Source organism: Pseudomonas sp. GW460-LB5, assembly GCF_059423245.1.
Map to the genome: position 1 here is coordinate 193264 of NZ_JBWKXT010000002.1, position 19097 is coordinate 212360.

Below are 19097 nucleotides of genomic sequence, written 5' to 3' on the forward strand. Positions count from 1 at the left end.
AAACGCCTGGCCCGCGCAGCTGCGCGGGCTCTGTTCGGGCGTCATTTTTTGCCGGGCAGCACTGAGCTGAGCACTTGCTTGGCCGTCTGCACAATGACCCCGGCCTGGTTCGGGTCACCCTTGAGCAAGGTGCTGGCGAACTTCTTTGCCTGCTCCAGCTTGATATGAGGTGGCAGAGGTGGCACGTTCGGGTCGGTCTTGAACTCGATCAGTACCGGCCGATCAGCGGCCAGTGCGCGCTCCCACGCTTCGGCGACGTGCTCTTCGCGGTCTACGTAGATCCCTTGCAGGCCAATGGAAATGGCGAATAAATGGTAGGGAACGTCAGGAATGGATTGCGAAGCCTCGAACTTGGGGTCGCCCTCCATCACCCGTTGCTCCCAAGTGACCTGGTTGAGGTCTTCGTTGTTGAACACTGCGCAGATCCACTGCGGGTTGTCCCACTGCTGCCAGTACTTGGCCACCGTGATCAATTCAGCCAGGTTGTTCATCTGCATGGCCCCATCACCTACCAGGGCAACCACCGCGCGCTGCGGGTGGGCGAACTTTGCCGCGATCGCATAGGGCACGGCCGCGCCCATGCAGGCCAGGCCACCGGACAGCGAGCACTGCATGCCCTGGCGGATCTGCAGGTCGCGGGCAAACCAGTTGGCGCAGGAGCCAGAATCGCTGGTGATGATGGCGTGCTCGGGCAGGCGCGGGGACAGTTCATGGACCACGCGTTGTGGGTTGATCGGGTCAGCCTTGACCAGGGCACGTTTGGCCACGGTCTTGTCCCACTGCGCACGCCAGGTCTCGACCTTGTCCCGCCAGCGCCGTTCGGTCTTGTGTTCGAGCAGTGGCAGCAGTGCGCGCAAAGTTTCACTGGCATCGCCGACCAGGTTGACCTCCATCGGGTAGCGCAGGCTGAGCATGTCGGGCTGCAGGTCGATCTGCACACCGCGCGCCTGGCCTTCCTTGGGTAAAAACTCGGAATAGGGGAAGCCGGAGCCGATCATCAGCAACGTGTCGCATTCGGTCATCAGCTGATAACTGGGTTCGGTGCCCAGCAGGCCGATCGACCCGGTAACCCACGGCAGGTCGTCTGGTAGAACAGCCTTGCCCAGCAGTGCCTTGGCCACGCCAGCGCCGAGTGTTTCGGCCACCGCAATAACCTCATCAGTCGCCTGCAGGGCGCCAGCGCCCACCAGGATTGCCACCTTGCGCCCGGCATTGAGCACATCGGCGGCGCGCTGCAGGTCTTCATCGAACGGCAACACCCGGGGCTTGCTGTAGCCGATGCCGGAATGCACGGTACCGTGAGCCCTCGGTGGTTCGTGGTAGGGCAGGTCCTGCAGGTCGTTGGGCAGGATCACAGCGGTGACGCGGCGTTCGCCGACGGCCGTACGCACCGCGCGGTCGAGCAGGTGGCGCACCTGCTCCGGGGTCGAAGCCTGTTGCACGAACGCGCCAGCGACGTCCTTGAACATGGACACCAGGTCAAGTTCCTGCTGGTAATGCCCGCCCAGGGCCGCACGGGCCTGTTGGCCGACGATGGCCAGCACCGGCTGATGGTCCATACGCGCATCGTACAGGCCAGTAAGCAGGTGCGAAGCGCCCGGGCCGGAGGTGGCCATGCAAACACCGAGCTCGCCGGTGAACTTGGCATGGGCGCTGGCCATGAAGGCGGCCATTTCCTCGTGGCGGGCCTGGATGAATTCAATCTTGCCGTTGGCCCGGCTCAGCGCGCCGAACACGCCGTTGATGCCGTCGCCGGGGTAACCGAAGATGCGCCGCACGCCCCATTGATACAAACGCTCCACCAGAAAGTCGCCTACCGTGCCGGTCATTGCCTGCTCCCGTTCCGTGATTGATAGGTGTCTGGACTTGGCACGCGTCGATAAAGTTTCAACGGTGTGCACACTGCAGTGAGCGGTCTGCAAGACGTGGCATCAGCGCCACCCTGTGCCTTTCTCCGGTCGCGCCCGATCTGGCGAGGCGCCTTCTCCTCATGCAGCCCGCTGCTCACCCTTGAGCAGTTTTTTCTGGGCTTCCATGGCAGCCCCCAGTTCGTCCAGTTGGTCTTTACCAAGAAGCTTTTTCGCCGTGGGGAAAAGCGCCTCTTCCTCTTCCTCGATGTGATGTTCGAGCAGCTCCTTCATCACCTTCACCCGACCGGCGAATTCAAGGGTGCCGGTGTCCGTATGGAGCAGATCAGGGAGCACCAGGGCATCGACAGTCCGGTGTTCTTCCTTGGCTTCGTAATACATCTTGGCTTCCTCCTTGCCACCGGCCTGCTTGATGGCGGGGTAGAGGATGTCTTCCTCAAGGGCCGTGTGAACCTGCAATTCCTGCTCGATGCGGTGGAGCAGATCGGCGCGCTTCTTTACGGCACGCTCAGTGGTCGAGGAGAGCTCTTCCAACAGCTTCTTGACCAGTTTGTGGTCTTGAATCAGCAGATCGATAGCATTCATGGTGTCACCTCGTTGCGGGCGAATGGATAATGGCTTCCTTGGTGTTGAGTGGCAGTGGCGGGCAGGGTTCAACGATGTTGATGTCTGGTAGCACAGGCGCGATGCGTTATCACCTGTGCTCTTGAGCGACTGGGGCCGTCGTGCGGTTCAAAGGATAGGTTTGCCCCCTGTAACGCCGTAGCGCGAACCCGAGATGTAGCTGGCTTCATCCGAGCCCAGCAAGACGTAGATCGGCGCCACCTCGACCGGTTGCCCCGGCCGCCCCATGGGGTAACCTGAACCGAAGTTCTTCACCGCTTCATCAGGCATGGTGGCCGGGATCAGTGGTGTCCAGATAGGGCCTGGGGCCACGCTGTTCACTCGAATCCCTTGTTTGCCCAGCAACTGGGCGAGGCCAGCGGTGAAATTGGCAATAGCCCCTTTGGTGGCGGCATAGGCCAACAGGCTGGGTGACGGGTCGTCGGAGTTGACCGAGCTGGTGTTGATGATCGAACCGCCCTTGGGCATGGAGGGCAGAGCGCGCTGGCAAATGCGGAAAATGGCAGTGATGTTGGTGTCGAACGTCATCACCCATTCTTCGTCGTCAATGTCGGCCAGGCTCTCGTGGGCCATCTGGAACGCGGCGTTGTTGACCAGGATATCGATGCGCCCGAACTGTGCCACGGTCTTGTCGACAATGTCGTAGCACTGCTGTTTCTGTGCCAGGTCGCCGGGTAGCAGCAAGCATTGGCGGCCAGCGGCCTCGACCCAGCGCGCCGTTTCCTGCGCATCTTCATGTTCATTCAGATAGGCAATGGCCACGTCAGCACCCTCACGCGCATAGGCGATTGCCACCGCGCGCCCGATGCCGCTGTCGGCTCCGGTAATCAGGGCGATCTTGCCTTCGAGCCGGTTGTTGCCGGTGTAGGTCTGCTCGCCACAGTCCGGATACGGCTCCATCTTGCGTTGTGAACCGGGAACGCTTTGCGGTTGGGATGGGAAGGGAGGGGTAGGGTAGTCGCTCATGGTGGTCACTCCAGCAGTCGGAAACGTTCGTTACCGTTCGAGGGGGGCAGCGCTGCCGGTGTTGAAGTGGATACTGGCTTTGTGCGACGGGCGGTTGTCCCATGCATTGCCAATGAATTTTCGTTGCCTGGACAGCTCTACCGCTGACCGGTCTTGCGCTGTCACGGGCAAGGCTCACGCATTCAAGGAGTACCGCAGTGCCTCGAATCATCACGCCCAGCACACCTGAACATGAGATCGATCAGCAAAATGCAAGGATGTTCGGTACGCCGAAAGAGCGGCTGGACTTCTATCGACGCGAAATTCAGTACGAGACCAGCATCCTGGCCAACCGCACTGATGCCTATCTCACGGCGCAGTCGTTTCTGGTCATCGCGTACGTCTCGGCGATGAATAACCTGAACCAGGGCTGGGGCGAGATGTTCACCTTGATGGTGCCGGCTTTTCTGGCACTGCTCGGTGTGCTCAGTACACTGAACGCCTGGCCAGGCATTCGCGCGGCGTTCCGCATCATCGAGCACTGGCAGTTGAAGCAAAGCCACTTGCTGCGCAGCGAGCCAATGATGGGGTTGGCTTATGATGAATCGCCGCTGTTCTGCGAGGCTGAAACTTCTCAGGCGGGCCACCGCAAGTCGTTGCTGTTTTCCTTGCGTACGCCCTGGATTTTTCTCGGGTTCTGGATCTTGCTGGGCAGCTATTCGGTTTTCATTCAGCTGGCGTGACCAGCGCCTCCTGGTCGGCAACCGGTGCGACCAGGAGACGGGCTGACGATGATCAGACTCAGCCTGCCAGCGCCTTGATCAATTGTTCATTGAAGGCAGGAATATCATCCGGCTGGCGGCTGGTGATCAGGTTGCCATCCACGACCACCTGTTCGTCCACCCACGTGCCGCCGGCATTGCGAATATCGTCCTGCAAGGTCTTGTAGCTGGTCATTCGCTTGCCTTTGGCCAACCCGCTCGACACCAACAGCCACGCGCCGTGACAGATGACGGCCAGCGGCTTGCCCGCCGCATCATGGCTTTTTACCAGCTTTTGCGCGCCGGGGATCAGGCGAATCGTGTCGGAGTTCTGCACGCCGCCGGGCAGCACCAGGGCGTCGTAGAGGTCAAGCTGCGCGCTGTCGAAGGTAGCATCCACATTGAATTCGTCGGCGGGTTTGTCATGGTTCCAGCCCCGTACGGTGCCTTCCTTTTCGCCCAGGATATCCACCACCGCGCCACTGTTTTGCAGCGCCTCACGCGGGCCGGTCAGTTCTACCTGCTCGAAGCCATCGGTGACCAGAAAGGCCACGCGCTTGCCGTTAAGTTGTGCACTCATCATATGTTTCCTCGTACTGATAGGCCTTCCATAAGGGCCCACAAACAGCGAGCAAAGTTCCTGCTAGATGCTCGGCGGGTCATCCAGCCATGACGAGCAAGCTGCATGAGGTAGCAACGCCCCCTGCTAAATTGGCTACAGTTAGCGTCACAAAAGATGGCGCAATGAAATTATTGACCGGCCGCACAACTATTTTCACCGGTAGATGTCATTTTCAACGCCGGTACGAACGTCGTTCAGCCGGCCAGGCATTTTTCAGGAGCGAAGCGCATATGGCAGCACTGCAGAACAGCACGTTGGAAGCAATTGTCGGTGGTCAGGGGCAGTTGTTGGCGGAGTGGCTCAGCGCCCTGGAGGCCAACGGCGCGACGCGCAACATTCGTGAACATGACTTGCGCCAGGAAACCCGTGACTTCCTGCAGTTGGTGATCGACGGGCTGCGCAAAGAGGCGGGTACGCACATTGGCGCAGAAGGTTGGGAGGAGGCCCGACGTTTCCTCGAAAAACTCTCTGCCAGCCGTGCCCAGGTGGGGCAGGAGTCGCACCAAACGGCCTATTTCATTTTCGCCCTCAAGGGGCCGCTATTCAGACTGTTGCAAGCCCATTACGCAGAGCACCCTGCGCTGTTGGCTGAACAACTGTGGGAAATCTCCCAGCTGTTCGATGCATTTGGCCTGCACACCATCCGCACCTATCAGAAAAACCGCGAAGGCGTCATCAAGCGCCAGCAGGAAGAGTTGCTCGAGCTTTCCACCCCGGTGGTCAAACTCTGGGAGGGTGTACTGGCACTGCCGTTGATCGGCACACTGGATTCGCAACGCAGCCAGACAGTGATGGAGTCGCTGCTGCAACGCATTGTTGATACCGGCTCCGAGATTGCCATCATCGACATTACCGGGGTGCCTACAGTCGACACCTTGGTCGCGCAACACCTGCTCAAGACGGTAACGGCTATCCGCCTGATGGGCGCCGATTGCATCATCAGCGGTATTCGTCCCCAGATCGCCCAGACTATCGTGCACCTGGGCCTCGATCTGGGCACGCTGACTACCAAGTCCAACCTTGCTGACGCCTTGAAGCTGGCGCTTTCGCGTCTGGGTACCAGTACTGGCGAGAAGGTGTGAGGCGATGGAGCGTATTCCCATTCTGCAAATGGGTGAATTCCTGCTGGTAACCATCCAGGTCGACATGCACGACCAACTGGCGCTGCGCCTGCAGGACGATCTTACTGAGCGTTTAGACCATACTTCGGCCCGCGGCGTGCTGATCGATATTTCCGCGCTGGATATGGTCGATTCGTTCATTGGCCGCATGATCGCCAGTATTTCTGGCCTTTCGCGGATAATGGATGCCGAGACCGTGCTGGTCGGCATGCAACCTGCGGTGGCCATCACCCTCGTGGAGCTTGGCCTGACCTTGCCCGGGGTAAGCACGGCATTGAATGTCGACCGCGGCATGCATCTGTTGCGGCAGCGGGTAGGCCACTCATGAGCATCCGCCAGAGTGGCAGCCAGCCGGTGCGCGTGGAGCAGGACGTGGTACTGGCCCGGCAACTGACCCGCAAGCTCGCCACCGACTGCGGCATGCGGCTGGTCGACCTGACCAAACTGGTCACGGCTGTCAGTGAGCTGGCACGCAACACCGTGGTATACGGGGGGGGCGGGGATATGGACTGGGCGGTCATCGAAGAAGCCGGGCGCGTAGGCCTGCGCCTGTTGTTTCGTGACGAGGGGCCGGGCATCGCCGATGTCAAACTGGCCCTCACCGATGGCTGGACGTCGGGTGGCGGGCTTGGCCTGGGCTTGACCGGCGCTCGCCGGCTGGTAGACGAATTTGATCTGGACACCACTCCCGGGCAAGGCACCCGGGTAACGATCACCCGATGGGCCTGAACCTGGCAGCGAGTTTGACGCAGGTGCTGCACATTGATGAGGCCAGCCAGGTCGGCCATGCCCGGCGTGTGGTCCAGAAGCTGGCCGAGCAGCTGGGTTTCTCTGCCGCCGACGCTGGCCGGGCAGCTATTGTTGCCACCGAGCTTGCCAGCAATGTGCTCAAGCACGCCGAGCGTGGCGAACTGCACCTTCGCGTGCTTGCGCATGGCGCCCCCCCGGGTATGGAGCTGGTGGCGGTGGACCGTGCCCAGGGGTTCGACCTGGCCAGTTGCCTGGCTGATGGTTATTCCACCGGCGGTACCCAGGGCATCGGGCTAGGGGCGGTCAGCCGGCTGGCACAAGTGTTTGACGTGCACGCCGACGCGAAAGGCGCTGTGGTACTCGCGCGTATTTACCGGCAAGAGCATACGGCCGGGGATATACGCATCGGCGTGTCCCAGCATTCGCTGCACGATGACCCCGCCTGCGGAGACAGTTGGCACGTGACGCTTGCCGAGCAGCGTTTCAGCGCCGTGATGATCGATGGCCTCGGCCATGGCGAAGAGGCCGAGCGTGCGGCCAAGGCGGGTATCCAGGCTTTTGCTTTGGCGCCATTCAGCGCGCCGGAGCACGTGCTTGGCGAAATGCACCATGCCATGGCCGGAACCCGTGGCGGTGCGGCTGCCATTGCCCAGTACGACGGCGCGGGTGACCGTCTGTCGTTTATCGGTATTGGCAATATCGGCGCAACCCTCGTCGGTACAGACCGGCCTCGCGGCCTTGCCTCACACCCGGGCATCGTCGGCGGGCAATACCGCAAGGGCCAGGTGTTCGACTACGCTCACGTGAAAGGAAATCTGTTGATCATGTTCAGTGACGGCCTGCAGTCCCGTTGGAATCTGCAAACCTACCCCGGGCTTGTTCACCGCCACCCGGCGGTCATCGCTGCCGTATTGCATCGCGATTTCTGCCGTGGGCGGGATGATGTGACGGTGTTGGTCATCGACCTGGAGACTGTGCATGGCTGAACCCTCATCGAACAACAGCGTCGAGCAGGCCGACCTGATCGCCCGCTTGCAGGCCGAAAACCAGGCGTTGTGCGCTGAACTGGAGGACACCAACCAAGGGGTGCTGGCACTGTATGCCGAGCTGGACAGCCAGGCTGAGCAGCTGCGCCAGGCGTCGGACCTGAAAAGCCGCTTTCTGTCCTACATGAGCCACGAGTTCCGCACGCCGCTGGGTTCGATCCTGAGCATCACCAGCCTGCTCGCCGACGAGGTGGACGGGCCGTTGAGCAAGGAGCAGCAGTTGCAGGTGGCGTTTATCAATACCGCAACGCGTGAGCTGGGCGACATGGTCGACGACCTGCTGGACCTTGCCAAGATCGAGGCCGGCCGCATCACCATATCGCCGGCCTGGTTCGATATGCTCGACCTGTTCGCGGCCTTGCGCGGCATGTTCCGCCCGATCGTCGACACCGGCGCGGTGGATTTGATCTTCGAAGAGCCCCAGGGCCTGCCGAAGATGTACACGGATGACAAGAAGCTGGCGCAGATCCTTCGCAACTTCATCTCCAACGCCTTGAAGTTCACCACCCGCGGCGAAGTACGCGTGTCGGCGCAACTTCTGGGTACTGACCAGGTCCGTTTTGCCGTGAGCGATACAGGTATCGGTATCGCCCCTGAGCTGCTCGGCAGCTTGTTCGAAGACTTTGCCCAGGTCGATTCGCCGCTGCAGAAGCGCTTGCGCGGCACTGGGCTGGGGCTGTCGCTGTGCAAGCGTTTTGCCGCGCTGCTGGGCGGCAAGGTAGGGGTGGAAAGCACGCCTGGCAGCGGGTCGTGTTTTTTTGTCATCCTGCCGATGGCGCTGGCCCCGGAGAGCGCTGATGAACGCTGACATCCGCCTGCTGATCGTCGACGACAACGTTACCACACGCTATGCGCTGCGCCGCCGCCTGGCACTGCATGGGTACACGGTGACGGAGGCAGGCACCGGTGGCGAGGGGCTGGCGTTGATCGGCAGCGGGCAGTTCGATGCGCTGATCCTGGATGTCAACCTGCCGGACATGAGCGGCTTCGACATCGTCCGGCTGCTGCGTGCCAGGCCGGAAACGGCCTTGCTGCCGGTGATCCATGTATCGGCAGCGTCGATCCAGAGGGGTGACATCATTACCGGGCTCGATGCAGGCGCGGACGCTTATCTGGTCCACCCTGTGGACGCTGATGTGCTGGTGGCCACCCTCGGCACCCTGCTACGGGTGAGGGACACCGAACGGGCCTTGCGGGAAAGCGAGGCCCGTTTTCGGGAAATCTTCACCAATGTGTCAGCCCCGATCGCCGTGGTTGATGCAGGGCTGAAGGTGCATGAATGCAACCATGCCTTCGAGCAGTTGATCCAGGATAATCGCAACCCCGATGCGTTGCAGGAATGCTTCGCCGATGACCAGCAGACCGCCATCGCCGATTTGCGTCAGCACCTGCTTGCGGGGCAGCGCTGGCGTGGCACGTTAGCCATGCACGTGGGCGGCATGCCCCGGGATACCGAATGGCAGCTATCGCCCTACCGGAAGCCGGGATTGTGCCTGGTGTTTGTCGAGGACGTCACCGAGCATCGCCACCGCGAGCGCTCGCATCTGGCGCGGCTGGAGGATGCCAACACCCAGTTGGCGCGAGAGACGGCCCAGCGTGAGCAGACCGAGGCGCAACTGTTGCAGCTGCAGAAGATGGATGCGCTGGGCAGCCTGACAGGCGGTATTGCCCATGACTTCAACAACCTGTTGACCGGCATCATCACCAGCCTGGAGCTGATCCGCAAACGGGTAGCAGAGAACCGGACCGAAAAGGTCCCTGCCTACGCCGACGCGGCCTTGACTTCTGCCATGAGCGCCGCCTCGCTGACTCACCGTCTGCTCGCCTTCGCACGGCAGCAACCTCTGGACACGCGGCCAGTGGACATCAACGAGCGGGTTCGTTCACTGGAGGAACTGATCAATCGCACCATTGGTGAGCGAATCGTGCTGCAACTGCAGCTGTCACGCGAGCCCACCACCGCGCTGGTCGACCCGATCCAGCTGGAGAGCGCGGTACTCAACCTGGTGATCAACGCCCGCGACGCCTTGGCCAAGGGCGGGCATATCTGGGTGAATACGGCGGCGACCTTCTCACTCGGCGACCCCAACCTGCGCGATGGCCCTTACGTGGCGGTGACGGTGCGCGATGATGGCTGTGGTATCGCGCCGGAGCTGCTGGAAAAGGTCTTCGATCCATTTTTTACTACCAAGCCGGTAGGACAAGGTACCGGTCTTGGGCTATCGACCATCTACGGTTTTGCCCGCCAGTCGGGCGGGCACGTGTCGATCCACAGCGCGCCGGGGGTGGGCACCGAAGTCACCCTGATGTTGCCTGCCAGCGACGAGCAGGAGGCTTGCGAGGCGCACAGGCCGCAAGTCGACCAGCAAGGGGCCGGTGAATATGTGCTGGTGGTCGAGGACATGGCGTCGGTGCGCCTGTCAGTGGCAGAAGTACTGACCGATGCAGGATATCGTTGCATCCTGGCCCAAACCATCGAGCAGGCACTCGATCATCTGCGTGGAGATAGCGGCATTCAGTTGTTGCTGACCGACGTTGGCCTGCCAGGCATAAGCGGCCGCGAGCTGGCCGATATGGCGCGGATCTACCGGCCAGGGCTGCCGGTACTGTTCATGACGGGCTACGCGGAAACCGCTCTGGACCGCCAGGCGTTCCTGGGCAGCGGGATGGACCTGCTGATCAAGCCGTTCCAGATCAGCGAGCTGCTCGTCAAGATACGCCGGGCACTGGGTCATGCGACATGAGGTGCACTTTGCAGCAACTGCCTGCATAAGGCCGGTCAATATGGCCCCGGCTGCGCCGGGGTTCGCGGGGCAAGCCCGCTCCCACAGGTACGGCGCATGAGTTGCACGCAATGCGGTCCATGTGGGAGCGGGCTTGCCCCGCGAACACGGGCGTAGCCCGTGCCAACCACCGCGCAGCCTGCTTCGGGCGCAAGCCCGCTTCCACAGGTTGTTTACAGGGAATCGGTTATCGCAGCTGAACGACCCGTCGCCACTGAACGTCAAACCATCATCGAGCACTTTACCAAGGCTGCTGCGCAGATGACCTTCATCGTCTGGTTCGCCATGCTGGGCGCAGTCTTGCTGCTGCTGGCGCTCTCTTCCTCCTATTTACGCTGGATTCCGGTGACTTCCTCGGTGGTTTGTCTGGTCTTGGGCATCGGCCTGGGAGCGTCCGGGTTGGGTCTTCTCCACCTGGATGTCAGCGGTTCCAAGGGATGGATGGAGCACCTGACCGAGGTGGCGGTGTTGTTTTCGCTGTTCTTCAGCGGCTTGAAACTGCGCTTGCCCTTGCACGACCGCCGATGGGGGAGCGCGTTTTACCTGGCGGGGCCTGTGATGATGCTCTGCATAGGTGGCGTCACGCTGCTATTGCACTACGGCCTGGACCTTGAATGGGGTATTGCAGTACTGATCGGGGCAATTCTTGCACCCACAGATCCCGTGCTTGCAACACTGGTGCAGGTGGCTGATGCCCAGGACGATGATCCTGTGCGCTTCAGCTTGTCCGGTGAGGCTGGCCTGAACGACGGAGTGGCCTTTCCCTTCGTCATCCTTGGGCTGTTGTTGCAACAGAACAGCGGGCATGCCTGGCTCGGCGACTGGTTGATCAAGGACATGCTCTGGGCAGTGAGTGCGGGTCTGCTGCTTGGCTACTGGATGGGGCGCGGGCTGGGCAAACTCACTCTGTTCCTGCGCCTGCGCAACGACGACAGCACTGTATCGCCCAACGATTACCTGGCCTTGGCACTGATCGCGCTGGCCTATGTGTTTGCCGAAACGATCCAGGCCTATGGGTTTCTCGCGGTATTCGCCGCTGGGCTGGGCTTGCGCCAGGCGGAGGCCAGTACCTCCAGCAGCCCTGGGCAGCCGGCTGCCGAACATCTGGTGCAGCCGGTAGTGGGCCACCAGCATGTGGCGCCGGAACAGGCCGTCAAAGGTGATGTTCGCGGGCTGGACGATTCCCAGGTTGCAGCAGGGATCATGCTCGGGGACATGCTGGCCTTCGGCAGCTTGATCGAGCGGGCAATGGAGGTTTTTCTCGTGACCTTGCTCGGGGTGGTGTTGATGGAGCATTGGGACTGGCGGGCATTGCTGGTCGGCGGAGCACTGTTTCTGGTGATTCGTCCCTTGAGCATTTTGCTGTTTCCGATTCGGGGGATGCTGGGTATTCGAGAACGTGGGCTGCTTGGATGGTTTGGCATCCGGGGTATCGGGAGTTTTTACTACCTCTTCTACGCCCTTAACCACGAGCTGCCTCCTGGTCATGCGGCCCAGAGCACCAACCTGGTGTTGTCAGTGGTGGCGTTGAGCATACTGCTGCATGGGTTGAGCGTTCAGCCGCTGCTTGCCCGATACGAAGCGTGGAAGCAGCGGACGTCATGAGGGCGCTTCAAGCCCTTTGTCTTCGATGCTCAGCGGTCAACGCTTCGGCGGCGCTGGCGCTGCAAGTGAGTGATCGCAAACCCGGCAATGGCGCCGAGCACGGCGGCGCTCACCAACACCAGTGTCTTGTCTTTTCGGGCTCTCCAGCCACCGTCCACACTGCGCCGGTCACTCGGTGGTTCAAACAGGTTCCCCGGTGATGTTGCGGCGCTTGGGCTACGGCTCAAGCCCCAACGGGTCAGCCATCCTGAAAGCAGCGGTAGCCCCGGCACGAGGTAGCTGGCCAAGTGTGCAAGGCGAGCGGTTGCCCCGACCGTAGTGCGCGCGCGCGGGGAGATGGCGCAAGCCACCATGGCCTTGGCCACCCACTCCGGGTCATAGACTGGCCCGGGGGGCGTCAGCGTGTGGCCAGTGTAGTTGCCACCATCCCTGAAACCAGGGGTGTCCATGACCGCAGGATAGATATCGCAGACATGAATGTCGGGGAACGCCGTCAGTTCTCCGCGCAGGGCGTCGGTCAGGCCACGCAGGCCGAATTTGCTCGCCGAATAGGCCGCTGCATAGGGTTGCGCGATCCAGCTTCCGAGTGACAACGTGTTGATCAGGATGCCGCTGCGCTGCGCCTTGAAATAGGGAAGGGCGACGTAGGCGCCACGAAGGTAACCGATCAGGTCGGTTTGGATGACTTGCTCGTGCGCCTCCAGTGGCGTGTCCTCAAAATTGCCGACCGCGCCGACGCCAGCGTTATTGACCCAGATATCGATTCGCCCATTGCCAAATTCGGCAGCCTGCGCTGCCAGCGCCTGCACCTGATCGCTGCGGCTGACATCGGTAGCGATTGCTACGGCGTCCGTACCGCAATCAGTGCACTCGTCCAGCACATCGAACAACGCTTCCTCATCTCGCGCAGCAAGCACCAGCCGAGCGCCTTTGCAGGCAAAGGCATGCGCAGCGGCCCTGCCTATGCCACTTGAAGCGCCAGTGATGACCACGACCTTGCCGCGCAACGGGCCTTGTGTTGATACAGCGGCGGCCGGTGGGGCAGGCTCGGCAGCCTGGGCTGGCGTGAGGTCCTCAGGCGCAGGCGCAAGGGTGGCGCTGGCTTCTATCATCGAGAGCTCAAGGGCGGTGCCGTCGACCAGCACCAGTTTCAAGCCCTCGACAGTGCCCGCTACCCTGTCCGCGTACACGGGCTCGCCCTCTGCATCCAGGCTGTCATAGATGAATCTGGTCCCTTCGAGCCAGCCGACTGCAGTCAGCAGTTCCGGGCCCAGGTAATATTTGCCGTCCTGAAAGAAACCGGGAAATTGATGGGCGCGTTCGATGTTCTCCACGCAGTAGCGTTCGCCTGGTTTCATGCCTGTCGCTTGATCAATCATGGTGCAGAACCCCTTTTGAAGTGTGTCAGCTAGCGTTCAACCTTCGTTGTGGACAAAGGCATCGAGTAAGCAGGGGAATGCGTGGGGCGCTGTAAAGTTCAGGTCGAGGGCTTCAGTGGCGCAAGGTGACCGCCGGTGTGCTGCGCGTGAACCTGTCGCGGTACCCGAGCCTCGACCAAGAGAGTGAGGACCAAGCGATGCCCGCACTCATCGAGAAACGGCTCGAGCAGGCCCGCACAGCCTTGCAAGCGGTGCTCATGGGTGATGGCGTTGGGTAACTTGACGGAAAAACGAAAGTGCTCAGGCACCGACGCGGCCCACCGGGCATGAGTTTGCGATCGATGAGCACGGTAAAACGAGGAGTTGATTTCTACCGCGTTCAAGCGCGCCGCGTAACGCTGCAAATGAGCCCCCTGCCGGGGAAAATGAAACACCGCAATCGCAGCGGCCCCGGGCGACGCGCTGGTTACCGAGGCCTGCTTGCAAAGGCGCTGAGCTGCCCGTTTACAGCACCTTGTCGAGGGTGATCGGAAACGCTCTCACACGCTTGCCAGTGGCATGGTAGACAGCGTTCGCCACTGCTGCTGCCACCCCGACCACGCCGATCTCGCCCACCCCCTTGGAGCCCAGCTCGTTGACGATGTCATCGTTCTCTTCAACGAAAATCACCTCGATATCGCCGCTGTCGGCGTTCACCGGAATGTGATACTCCGCCAGGTTGTGGTTGACGATGCGGCCCAACTGGTGATCGGTCAATGCTTCTTCGTGCAGGGCCATGCCCACGCCCCACACCACGCCCCCCAGAATCTGGCTACGCGCGGTTTTCGGGTTGACTACCCGTCCGGCTGCCACGGCGCTGACCACACGGGTGACCTTGATCGTGCCAAGGTCTTCGTCAACATGCACCTCCACAAAAACCGCCGAATGTGTGGCGGTGGAGAAGGGTTGGCGTTTGGCACCTGGCTCGGCTTCTATCTGCGCTTCAACATTTCGCCCCGGGGTGCTGGCGGCGATCTCGGCCAGGGCCAGGCGATGGTTGCCCGCATGCAGGTAGCCATCGGCGAAGACAATCTGCTCTGTCGGGGTGCTGGCCACTTCAGGGTACGACTTGCGCGCATGTTCCAGCAGCTTGCTGCGCAGCACCAGGCAGGCCTGGCGCACGGCCGAGCCCACCGACGACACGGTGAAAGAGCCACCCTGTAGCGGTGCTGTCGGCAGGGAGGAGTCCCCCAGCAGGAAGGTGACATCCTGAACCCTGGCGCCCACCGCATCCGCTGCTATCTGGGTCATGACGGTGTAGGTGCCGGTACCGATATCGGTGGTGGCGCTGCTGACGGTCAGGCGCCCTTGGGCATCGATGTGCGCCTTGGCGCTGGCCTTCATTTGCAGGGCCTCCCAGACGCCGCCAGCCATTCCCCAGCCGATCAGCTGGTGGCCATTGCGCATGCTGCGCGGTTGCGGGTCGCGGTTATGCCAGCCGAAACGCTCGGCACCTTGCTGGTAGCACGCCAGCAGCTCCTTGCTGGAGTAGGGCTTGCCCTCGTTGCCATTGTTAGCGGCGAAGTTGCGCCGGCGCAGGTCGAGCGGGTCGATCTGCGCTGCACAGGCGAGCTCATCCATGGCGCATTCGAGGGCGATCATGCCTGACGCGGCCCCGGGGGCGCGCATGTCCAGTGGGGTAAAGACATCGAGCGGCGCCAAGTGATAGCTGAGCGCAACGTTGTCACACTGGTAGAGCATGCCGCTCCATTCGACCAGGTGTTCGGTAAAGTCCTCGAAGCGTGATGTCTGGCCCAGCGCATCGTGGGCGATCGCCAGCAACCGCCCGCCTGCGTCCGCACCCAGGCGCAGGCGCTGCTCGGTACGGGGCCGGTAGCCGAAGGTGAACATCTGCTGGCGGGTCAGTGTGACGCGCACCGAACGTTGTAAATGCAGCGCCGCCATCACGGCCAGCGGTAACTGGTACTGCGGGCGCAAGCCCGAGCCGAAGGCGCCACCCACGAACGCCGCGTGCACGCGTATGTTGGCCTTGGGCAGGCCAAACACTTTGTGCAGGTAGTCCTGGCAATTTTGCGTGCCTTGGGTCTTGTCGTGGATTTCGAGGCTGCCGTCGGCCTTGTAGTGCACGGTGGAAGCATGCGGCTCCATCGGGTTGTGATGCTCGTTGGCCGTCAGGTAGGTGGCATCTACCCGCACCGGGGCGGCGGCAAACTGCCCGGCAAAATCGCCACGTGGTGCCGGTGTTTCGGCGGGGGCCTCATGCGACTGCCGGGTAGCACCCAGGTCTGTCTGGTGGGCCTGCTCGGCATAGTCGATTCTGATCAGCGAACCTGCGTACCGCGCCAGTTCGAGGGTTTGGGCGACCACCAGGGCCAACGGTTGGCCGCTATAAAGCACGCGGTCGTTGAACAAGGGGCGAAACGGCGACCCCTCGGCCGAGTCGGCGTCACTGTAATCGTCGTCATAACTGGAAATGTGCGGCCGATGGCCATGGTCGAGCACAGCGATGACCCCGGGCACGCGCATTGCCTGTGTACTGTCGATGGCGAGCACTCGACCACGGGCGATAGTACTGCACACGACGCTGCCGTGTAGCAGCCCGGCTTGAGGGTATTCACCTGCGTAGCGCGCCTGCCCGGTGACCTTGGCGACGCCGTCCACGCGGTCCAGGGGCGTGCCGACAATGGGTGTGGTGTCGATCATGGTCTTGCCCCTCTGGCTGAGGCACCGAGCACTGCCTCGCTCAATGCCCGAACGATTGCACGCTGCGCGAGTGCTACCTTGAAACCGTTGTGGCTCAGGGGTTGGGCCCCTTGCAGCACGGTGTGCGCGGCCTGGGTGAAAAGCGCTTGCGAAGGCGCCTGGCCGGCCAGCATCCCTTCTACCGCCGTGTCCCGCCAAGGCTTGTGGGCAACGCCACCTAGCGCCAGTCGAGCCTGCTGGATCACGCCGCCATCAAGGTTCAAGGCCGCGGCGACGGACACCAGCGCGAACGCATAGGAGGCGCGGTCGCGGATCTTCAGATAACGGTAATGCTGTTCGAATGCAGGGGGCGGCAACTCGATGGCGACCACCAGTTCATCAGTTGCCAGTTGATTGTCGCGCTCCGGGGCATCGCCGGGCAGGCGGTGGAAGGCCGCGAAGGGTATCTGGCGTTCAGCGGCAGGCCCCTGTACATGTACTACCGCTTCGAGCGCCGCCAACGCCACGCACATGTCCGAGGGGTGGGTGGCGACGCAGGCATCGCTGGCGCCGAGAATCGCATGGATACGGTTCAAGCCCGTACGCGCGGGGCAGCCGCTGCCCGGTTCGCGCTTGTTGCAGGGTGTGCCGGTGTCGTAGAAGTAGTAACAACGGGTGCGTTGCAGCAGGTTGCCGCCGGTGCTGGCCATGTTCCGCAACTGAGGCGATGCCCCGGCCAGAATGGCTTCGGACAGCAGCGGATAATGCTGTTGGATGATCGGGTCCCAGGCGAGGTCGGCATTGCTCACCAACGCACCGATCAGCACGCCGCCGTCGGAGGTGGCCCGAATGCCGTTCAGCCCAAGGCCGGAGATGTCGATCAGGCGGTTGGGGCGGACCACGTTTTCCTTCATCAGGTCGACGAGGTTGGTACCGCCGGCAATGAAGCGCGAGCTGGCATCTGCCAGGTTGATGGCTTCGCTGACTGATGCGGGCTTGTGGTAACTGAATGGCGTCATGGGGTCGTCCTGCCTTGCTGCCGGGGCACGTCCTTCATCAACAGCATGGCTTCCTCTACTGCGGCGACAATGTTGCCGTAGGCACCACAGCGGCAGAGGTTACCGCTCATCTGCTCGCGAATGGCCTCACGGGAGTCGGCATGCCCTTCGTGTACAAGACCGACTGCGGAGCAGATCTGCCCTGGTGTGCAATAGCCGCATTGGAACGCATCATGGCGAATGAAGGCGCGCTGCAGTGGGTGAAGTTCACCGTCGCTGGCCAGCCCTTCGATGGTCACCAGTTCGGCCCCGTCGCACATGATGGCCAGCGTGAGGCAGGCGTTGATACGTTTGCCGTCGCGCAACACGGTGCAGGCCCCGCACTGGCCATGGTCGCAGCCCTTTTTGGTGCCTATCAGGTCTAGCTGCTCACGCAGCAGGTCGAGCAATGTGGTCCAGGGCTGCACCTGCAGTGATCGAGGCTGACCATTCAGGGTCAGGTGGATGGGGTGTTCTACGACACCCTCGGGGGCTGTTGCGCTCATGGGAGGTCCTCACGGTCGGTCTTGCACTTGACTGCATCTCTGTGGTGCGACCGGGCCGGCTGTGCAAACGTTCAGCCGAACTGGCCAAAAACCGCCCGTGCCTTGTCTCGAAGCTTGCGCAGTCCCTGTGGGAGGCTACTCATCCCTGTGGGCTGCGCTGTCACGCAGAGAACAATGGCTGGTGTGGGAGCGGGCTTGTCCCGCGAAGCAGGCAACGCTGTGTATGGCACCGGCTTTGCCGGTGTTCGCGGGGCAAGCCCGCTCCCACAAGTTGAAGCCAACTCAATACGTTGTTCTATGAGGGCGGGCATGCCCGCACCCACAGGGCGCTCGCTAGCTTTCGGAGTTTGAGCTGCTCGCACGCAGACTTGGATGGGTTGGGTCAACCGCCTGAACCACCGCCACTACCGCCAGCGCCAGCGCCAGCGCCAGCGCCGGAACCGGAACCGCCCGAGCCTCCGCTGCCGGCGCCCGGGCCAGTGCCGCTCCCTGCGGCGCCACCCGTACCGTTACCGGCGCCTGTGCCCGTGCCCGAGCCGTTGTCGGTGCCGTCACCCCCGGTATTGTCGGTGCCATTGGTACCCGTACCGCCAGACCCGGTTCCCATGCCATCCCCAGGCGTGCCGGAGCCAGTGCCATCCAACGGGCCGTTGTCCTGTGTCTGCGCCCCAGGGGCGCGTTGGTCGTTCATGTCGGTGGCTGCCAACACCAACGGTGTGCTGGCACCGAGGCACAGGGCGAGCAGCAATGAATGGGGCTTGATGATGTTCATGCGCAATCACCTCTTTGCGTTGGTCACTTCTTCTTCGTCCTGCGCGTGCAGCCAATTGTGCGTCGGTACTGACGAACGGAATGCCCTTACTGGCGCTGATTACCACCACGACCAAAGCTTTTGGGGAGGAGCCCGCTAGCGGTTACGGGCGTTGACCGATGCAGGTGGCCACACCGTGTGACCGCTGAGCGCGGCTGCAATCGAAAAAAACTGAACGGTGGCATTGGCGCGCCAGTCAGAGCGTTTAACCTCATGAAAAAGGATGTTAGCGATGAAAGCGATGACTCGACTGCTCACCGGCCTGGCCATGGCTGGCGCATTGGCAAGCACTACAGCTTGGGCAGATCAACCGGGCGCTGACTGGAAGGTGAACAAGGATCAGGCCGAAGCCACCCTCAAAGGTGCCGGCTACACGCAGATCACCAAGATCGAGGCCGATGATGGGCATTGGGAAGGTGAGGGGATGAAAGCAGACGGCAAACAGTACGAATTCCAGGTCGATCCCCATGACGGCAAGATCATCAAGGATCAACTGGATAACTGATGAGTTGTCCACCCGTGGCATCAGCGCGCTGCCCGTTTCACGGGTAACGCGC

The 19097-nt window shown here is 62.0% G+C and carries 18 protein-coding genes and 1 pseudogene; 9 read left to right on the forward strand and 10 right to left on the reverse strand.

What is annotated here, in order from left to right; translation table 11 throughout:
- Positions 1-41: 41 nt before the first annotated feature.
- From AC07XM_RS02915 to AC07XM_RS02925, 3 genes are all read right to left on the reverse strand, one after another.
- Positions 42-1829: a thiamine pyrophosphate-requiring protein gene (locus AC07XM_RS02915; RefSeq protein WP_102688854.1), complete on the reverse strand. Its 1788-nt coding sequence runs from the start codon at positions 1827-1829 to the stop codon at positions 42-44.
- A 159-nt stretch (positions 1830-1988) separates the two neighbouring features.
- Positions 1989-2453, reverse strand: a complete 465-nt coding sequence (locus tag AC07XM_RS02920; RefSeq protein WP_023047032.1) for a PA2171 family ribosome-binding persister protein — start codon at positions 2451-2453, stop codon at positions 1989-1991.
- Between the two features lie 147 nt (positions 2454-2600).
- The gene (locus tag AC07XM_RS02925) at positions 2601-3458 is read right to left on the reverse strand and encodes an SDR family oxidoreductase (RefSeq protein WP_070086340.1); all 858 of its coding nucleotides are present in this window, start codon (positions 3456-3458) and stop codon (positions 2601-2603) included.
- Positions 3459-3655: 197 nt separating this feature from the next.
- Between AC07XM_RS02925 and AC07XM_RS02930 the strand changes: the two genes are divergently transcribed.
- On the forward strand, positions 3656-4180 hold the full coding sequence (locus AC07XM_RS02930) for a hypothetical protein (RefSeq protein WP_016486230.1): 525 nt from the start codon (positions 3656-3658) through the stop codon (positions 4178-4180).
- 58 nt (positions 4181-4238) lie between these two features.
- Here AC07XM_RS02930 and AC07XM_RS02935 read toward each other — a convergent pair whose 3' ends face one another.
- Positions 4239-4778: a type 1 glutamine amidotransferase domain-containing protein gene (locus AC07XM_RS02935; protein WP_024717794.1), complete on the reverse strand. Its 540-nt coding sequence runs from the start codon at positions 4776-4778 to the stop codon at positions 4239-4241.
- A 272-nt stretch (positions 4779-5050) separates the two neighbouring features.
- On the opposite strand from AC07XM_RS02935, the gene AC07XM_RS02940 reads away from it, so the two are divergent.
- From AC07XM_RS02940 to AC07XM_RS02970, 7 genes are all read left to right on the forward strand, one after another.
- Positions 5051-5902 carry an STAS domain-containing protein gene (locus tag AC07XM_RS02940; RefSeq protein WP_016486232.1) on the forward strand — a complete coding sequence of 284 codons (852 nt, stop codon included), beginning with the start codon at positions 5051-5053 and terminating at the stop codon, positions 5900-5902.
- Positions 5903-5906: 4 nt separating this feature from the next.
- Entirely contained in the window at positions 5907-6269 is a 363-nt protein-coding gene (locus tag AC07XM_RS02945; RefSeq protein ID WP_016486233.1) for an STAS domain-containing protein, read from the forward strand.
- Complete coding sequence (locus tag AC07XM_RS02950) at positions 6266-6670, forward strand: anti-sigma regulatory factor (protein WP_016486234.1); 405 nt, start codon at positions 6266-6268, stop codon at positions 6668-6670. The genes AC07XM_RS02945 and AC07XM_RS02950 overlap by 4 nt, the downstream gene beginning before the upstream one ends.
- Positions 6661-7677, forward strand: coding sequence for an ATP-binding protein (locus tag AC07XM_RS02955; RefSeq protein WP_102688855.1), 1017 nt, complete (start codon positions 6661-6663; stop codon positions 7675-7677). The genes AC07XM_RS02950 and AC07XM_RS02955 overlap by 10 nt, the downstream gene beginning before the upstream one ends.
- Complete coding sequence (locus AC07XM_RS02960; protein WP_016486236.1) at positions 7670-8545, forward strand: sensor histidine kinase; 876 nt, start codon at positions 7670-7672, stop codon at positions 8543-8545. Before AC07XM_RS02955 ends, AC07XM_RS02960 begins: the two co-directional genes overlap by 8 nt.
- Positions 8535-10481, forward strand: a complete 1947-nt coding sequence (locus tag AC07XM_RS02965; protein WP_023047031.1) for a PAS domain-containing hybrid sensor histidine kinase/response regulator — start codon at positions 8535-8537, stop codon at positions 10479-10481. The genes AC07XM_RS02960 and AC07XM_RS02965 overlap by 11 nt, the downstream gene beginning before the upstream one ends.
- Positions 10482-10781: 300 nt before the next feature.
- Positions 10782-12125 carry a cation:proton antiporter gene (locus AC07XM_RS02970; protein WP_102688856.1) on the forward strand — a complete coding sequence of 448 codons (1344 nt, stop codon included), beginning with the start codon at positions 10782-10784 and terminating at the stop codon, positions 12123-12125.
- Positions 12126-12154: 29 nt separating this feature from the next.
- Here AC07XM_RS02970 and AC07XM_RS02975 read toward each other — a convergent pair whose 3' ends face one another.
- From AC07XM_RS02975 to AC07XM_RS03000, 6 genes and pseudogenes are all read right to left on the reverse strand, one after another.
- Positions 12155-13504, reverse strand: a complete 1350-nt coding sequence (locus AC07XM_RS02975) for an SDR family oxidoreductase (protein WP_102688857.1) — start codon at positions 13502-13504, stop codon at positions 12155-12157.
- A 203-nt stretch (positions 13505-13707) separates the two neighbouring features.
- Positions 13708-13944: pseudogene (locus AC07XM_RS02980) on the reverse strand (DUF72 domain-containing protein); the annotation flags it as partial.
- A 64-nt stretch (positions 13945-14008) separates the two neighbouring features.
- Positions 14009-16207 carry a xanthine dehydrogenase family protein molybdopterin-binding subunit gene (locus tag AC07XM_RS02985; protein ID WP_102688858.1) on the reverse strand — a complete coding sequence of 733 codons (2199 nt, stop codon included), beginning with the start codon at positions 16205-16207 and terminating at the stop codon, positions 14009-14011.
- Positions 16204-17205 carry an FAD binding domain-containing protein gene (locus tag AC07XM_RS02990; protein WP_016486242.1) on the reverse strand — a complete coding sequence of 334 codons (1002 nt, stop codon included), beginning with the start codon at positions 17203-17205 and terminating at the stop codon, positions 16204-16206. The genes AC07XM_RS02985 and AC07XM_RS02990 overlap by 4 nt, the downstream gene beginning before the upstream one ends.
- Complete coding sequence (locus AC07XM_RS02995) at positions 17202-17729, reverse strand: (2Fe-2S)-binding protein (RefSeq protein ID WP_102688859.1); 528 nt, start codon at positions 17727-17729, stop codon at positions 17202-17204. Before AC07XM_RS02995 ends, AC07XM_RS02990 begins: the two co-directional genes overlap by 4 nt.
- A 382-nt stretch (positions 17730-18111) precedes the next feature.
- Positions 18112-18501: a hypothetical protein gene (locus tag AC07XM_RS03000; RefSeq protein ID WP_102688860.1), complete on the reverse strand. Its 390-nt coding sequence runs from the start codon at positions 18499-18501 to the stop codon at positions 18112-18114.
- Between the two features lie 271 nt (positions 18502-18772).
- On the opposite strand from AC07XM_RS03000, the gene AC07XM_RS03005 reads away from it, so the two are divergent.
- Positions 18773-19045 carry a PepSY domain-containing protein gene (locus AC07XM_RS03005; protein ID WP_023049284.1) on the forward strand — a complete coding sequence of 91 codons (273 nt, stop codon included), beginning with the start codon at positions 18773-18775 and terminating at the stop codon, positions 19043-19045.
- Positions 19046-19097: the final 52 nt, after the last annotated feature.

Excerpts from the sequence above, each read along its gene's own strand:
- AC07XM_RS02985 (WP_102688858.1), bottom strand. The coding sequence starts at position 16,207 with ATGATCGACACCACACCCATTGTCGGCACGCCCCTGGACCGCGTGGAC.
- AC07XM_RS02975 (WP_102688857.1), bottom strand. The coding sequence starts at position 13,504 with ATGATTGATCAAGCGACAGGCATGAAACCAGGCGAACGCTACTGCGTG.
- AC07XM_RS02950 (WP_016486234.1), top strand. The coding sequence starts at position 6,266 with ATGAGCATCCGCCAGAGTGGCAGCCAGCCGGTGCGCGTGGAGCAGGAC.
- AC07XM_RS02915 (WP_102688854.1), bottom strand. The coding sequence starts at position 1,829 with ATGACCGGCACGGTAGGCGACTTTCTGGTGGAGCGTTTGTATCAATGG.
- AC07XM_RS02960 (WP_016486236.1), top strand. The coding sequence starts at position 7,670 with ATGGCTGAACCCTCATCGAACAACAGCGTCGAGCAGGCCGACCTGATC.
- AC07XM_RS02970 (WP_102688856.1), top strand. The coding sequence starts at position 10,782 with ATGACCTTCATCGTCTGGTTCGCCATGCTGGGCGCAGTCTTGCTGCTG.
- AC07XM_RS02955 (WP_102688855.1), top strand. The coding sequence starts at position 6,661 with ATGGGCCTGAACCTGGCAGCGAGTTTGACGCAGGTGCTGCACATTGAT.
- AC07XM_RS02920 (WP_023047032.1), bottom strand. The coding sequence starts at position 2,453 with ATGAATGCTATCGATCTGCTGATTCAAGACCACAAACTGGTCAAGAAG.
- AC07XM_RS03000 (WP_102688860.1), bottom strand. The coding sequence starts at position 18,501 with ATGAACATCATCAAGCCCCATTCATTGCTGCTCGCCCTGTGCCTCGGT.
- AC07XM_RS03005 (WP_023049284.1), top strand. The coding sequence starts at position 18,773 with ATGAAAGCGATGACTCGACTGCTCACCGGCCTGGCCATGGCTGGCGCA.
- AC07XM_RS02925 (WP_070086340.1), bottom strand. The coding sequence starts at position 3,458 with ATGAGCGACTACCCTACCCCTCCCTTCCCATCCCAACCGCAAAGCGTT.
- AC07XM_RS02940 (WP_016486232.1), top strand. The coding sequence starts at position 5,051 with ATGGCAGCACTGCAGAACAGCACGTTGGAAGCAATTGTCGGTGGTCAG.
- AC07XM_RS02990 (WP_016486242.1), bottom strand. The coding sequence starts at position 17,205 with ATGACGCCATTCAGTTACCACAAGCCCGCATCAGTCAGCGAAGCCATC.
- AC07XM_RS02995 (WP_102688859.1), bottom strand. The coding sequence starts at position 17,729 with ATGAGCGCAACAGCCCCCGAGGGTGTCGTAGAACACCCCATCCACCTG.
- AC07XM_RS02935 (WP_024717794.1), bottom strand. The coding sequence starts at position 4,778 with ATGAGTGCACAACTTAACGGCAAGCGCGTGGCCTTTCTGGTCACCGAT.
- AC07XM_RS02965 (WP_023047031.1), top strand. The coding sequence starts at position 8,535 with ATGAACGCTGACATCCGCCTGCTGATCGTCGACGACAACGTTACCACA.
- AC07XM_RS02945 (WP_016486233.1), top strand. The coding sequence starts at position 5,907 with ATGGAGCGTATTCCCATTCTGCAAATGGGTGAATTCCTGCTGGTAACC.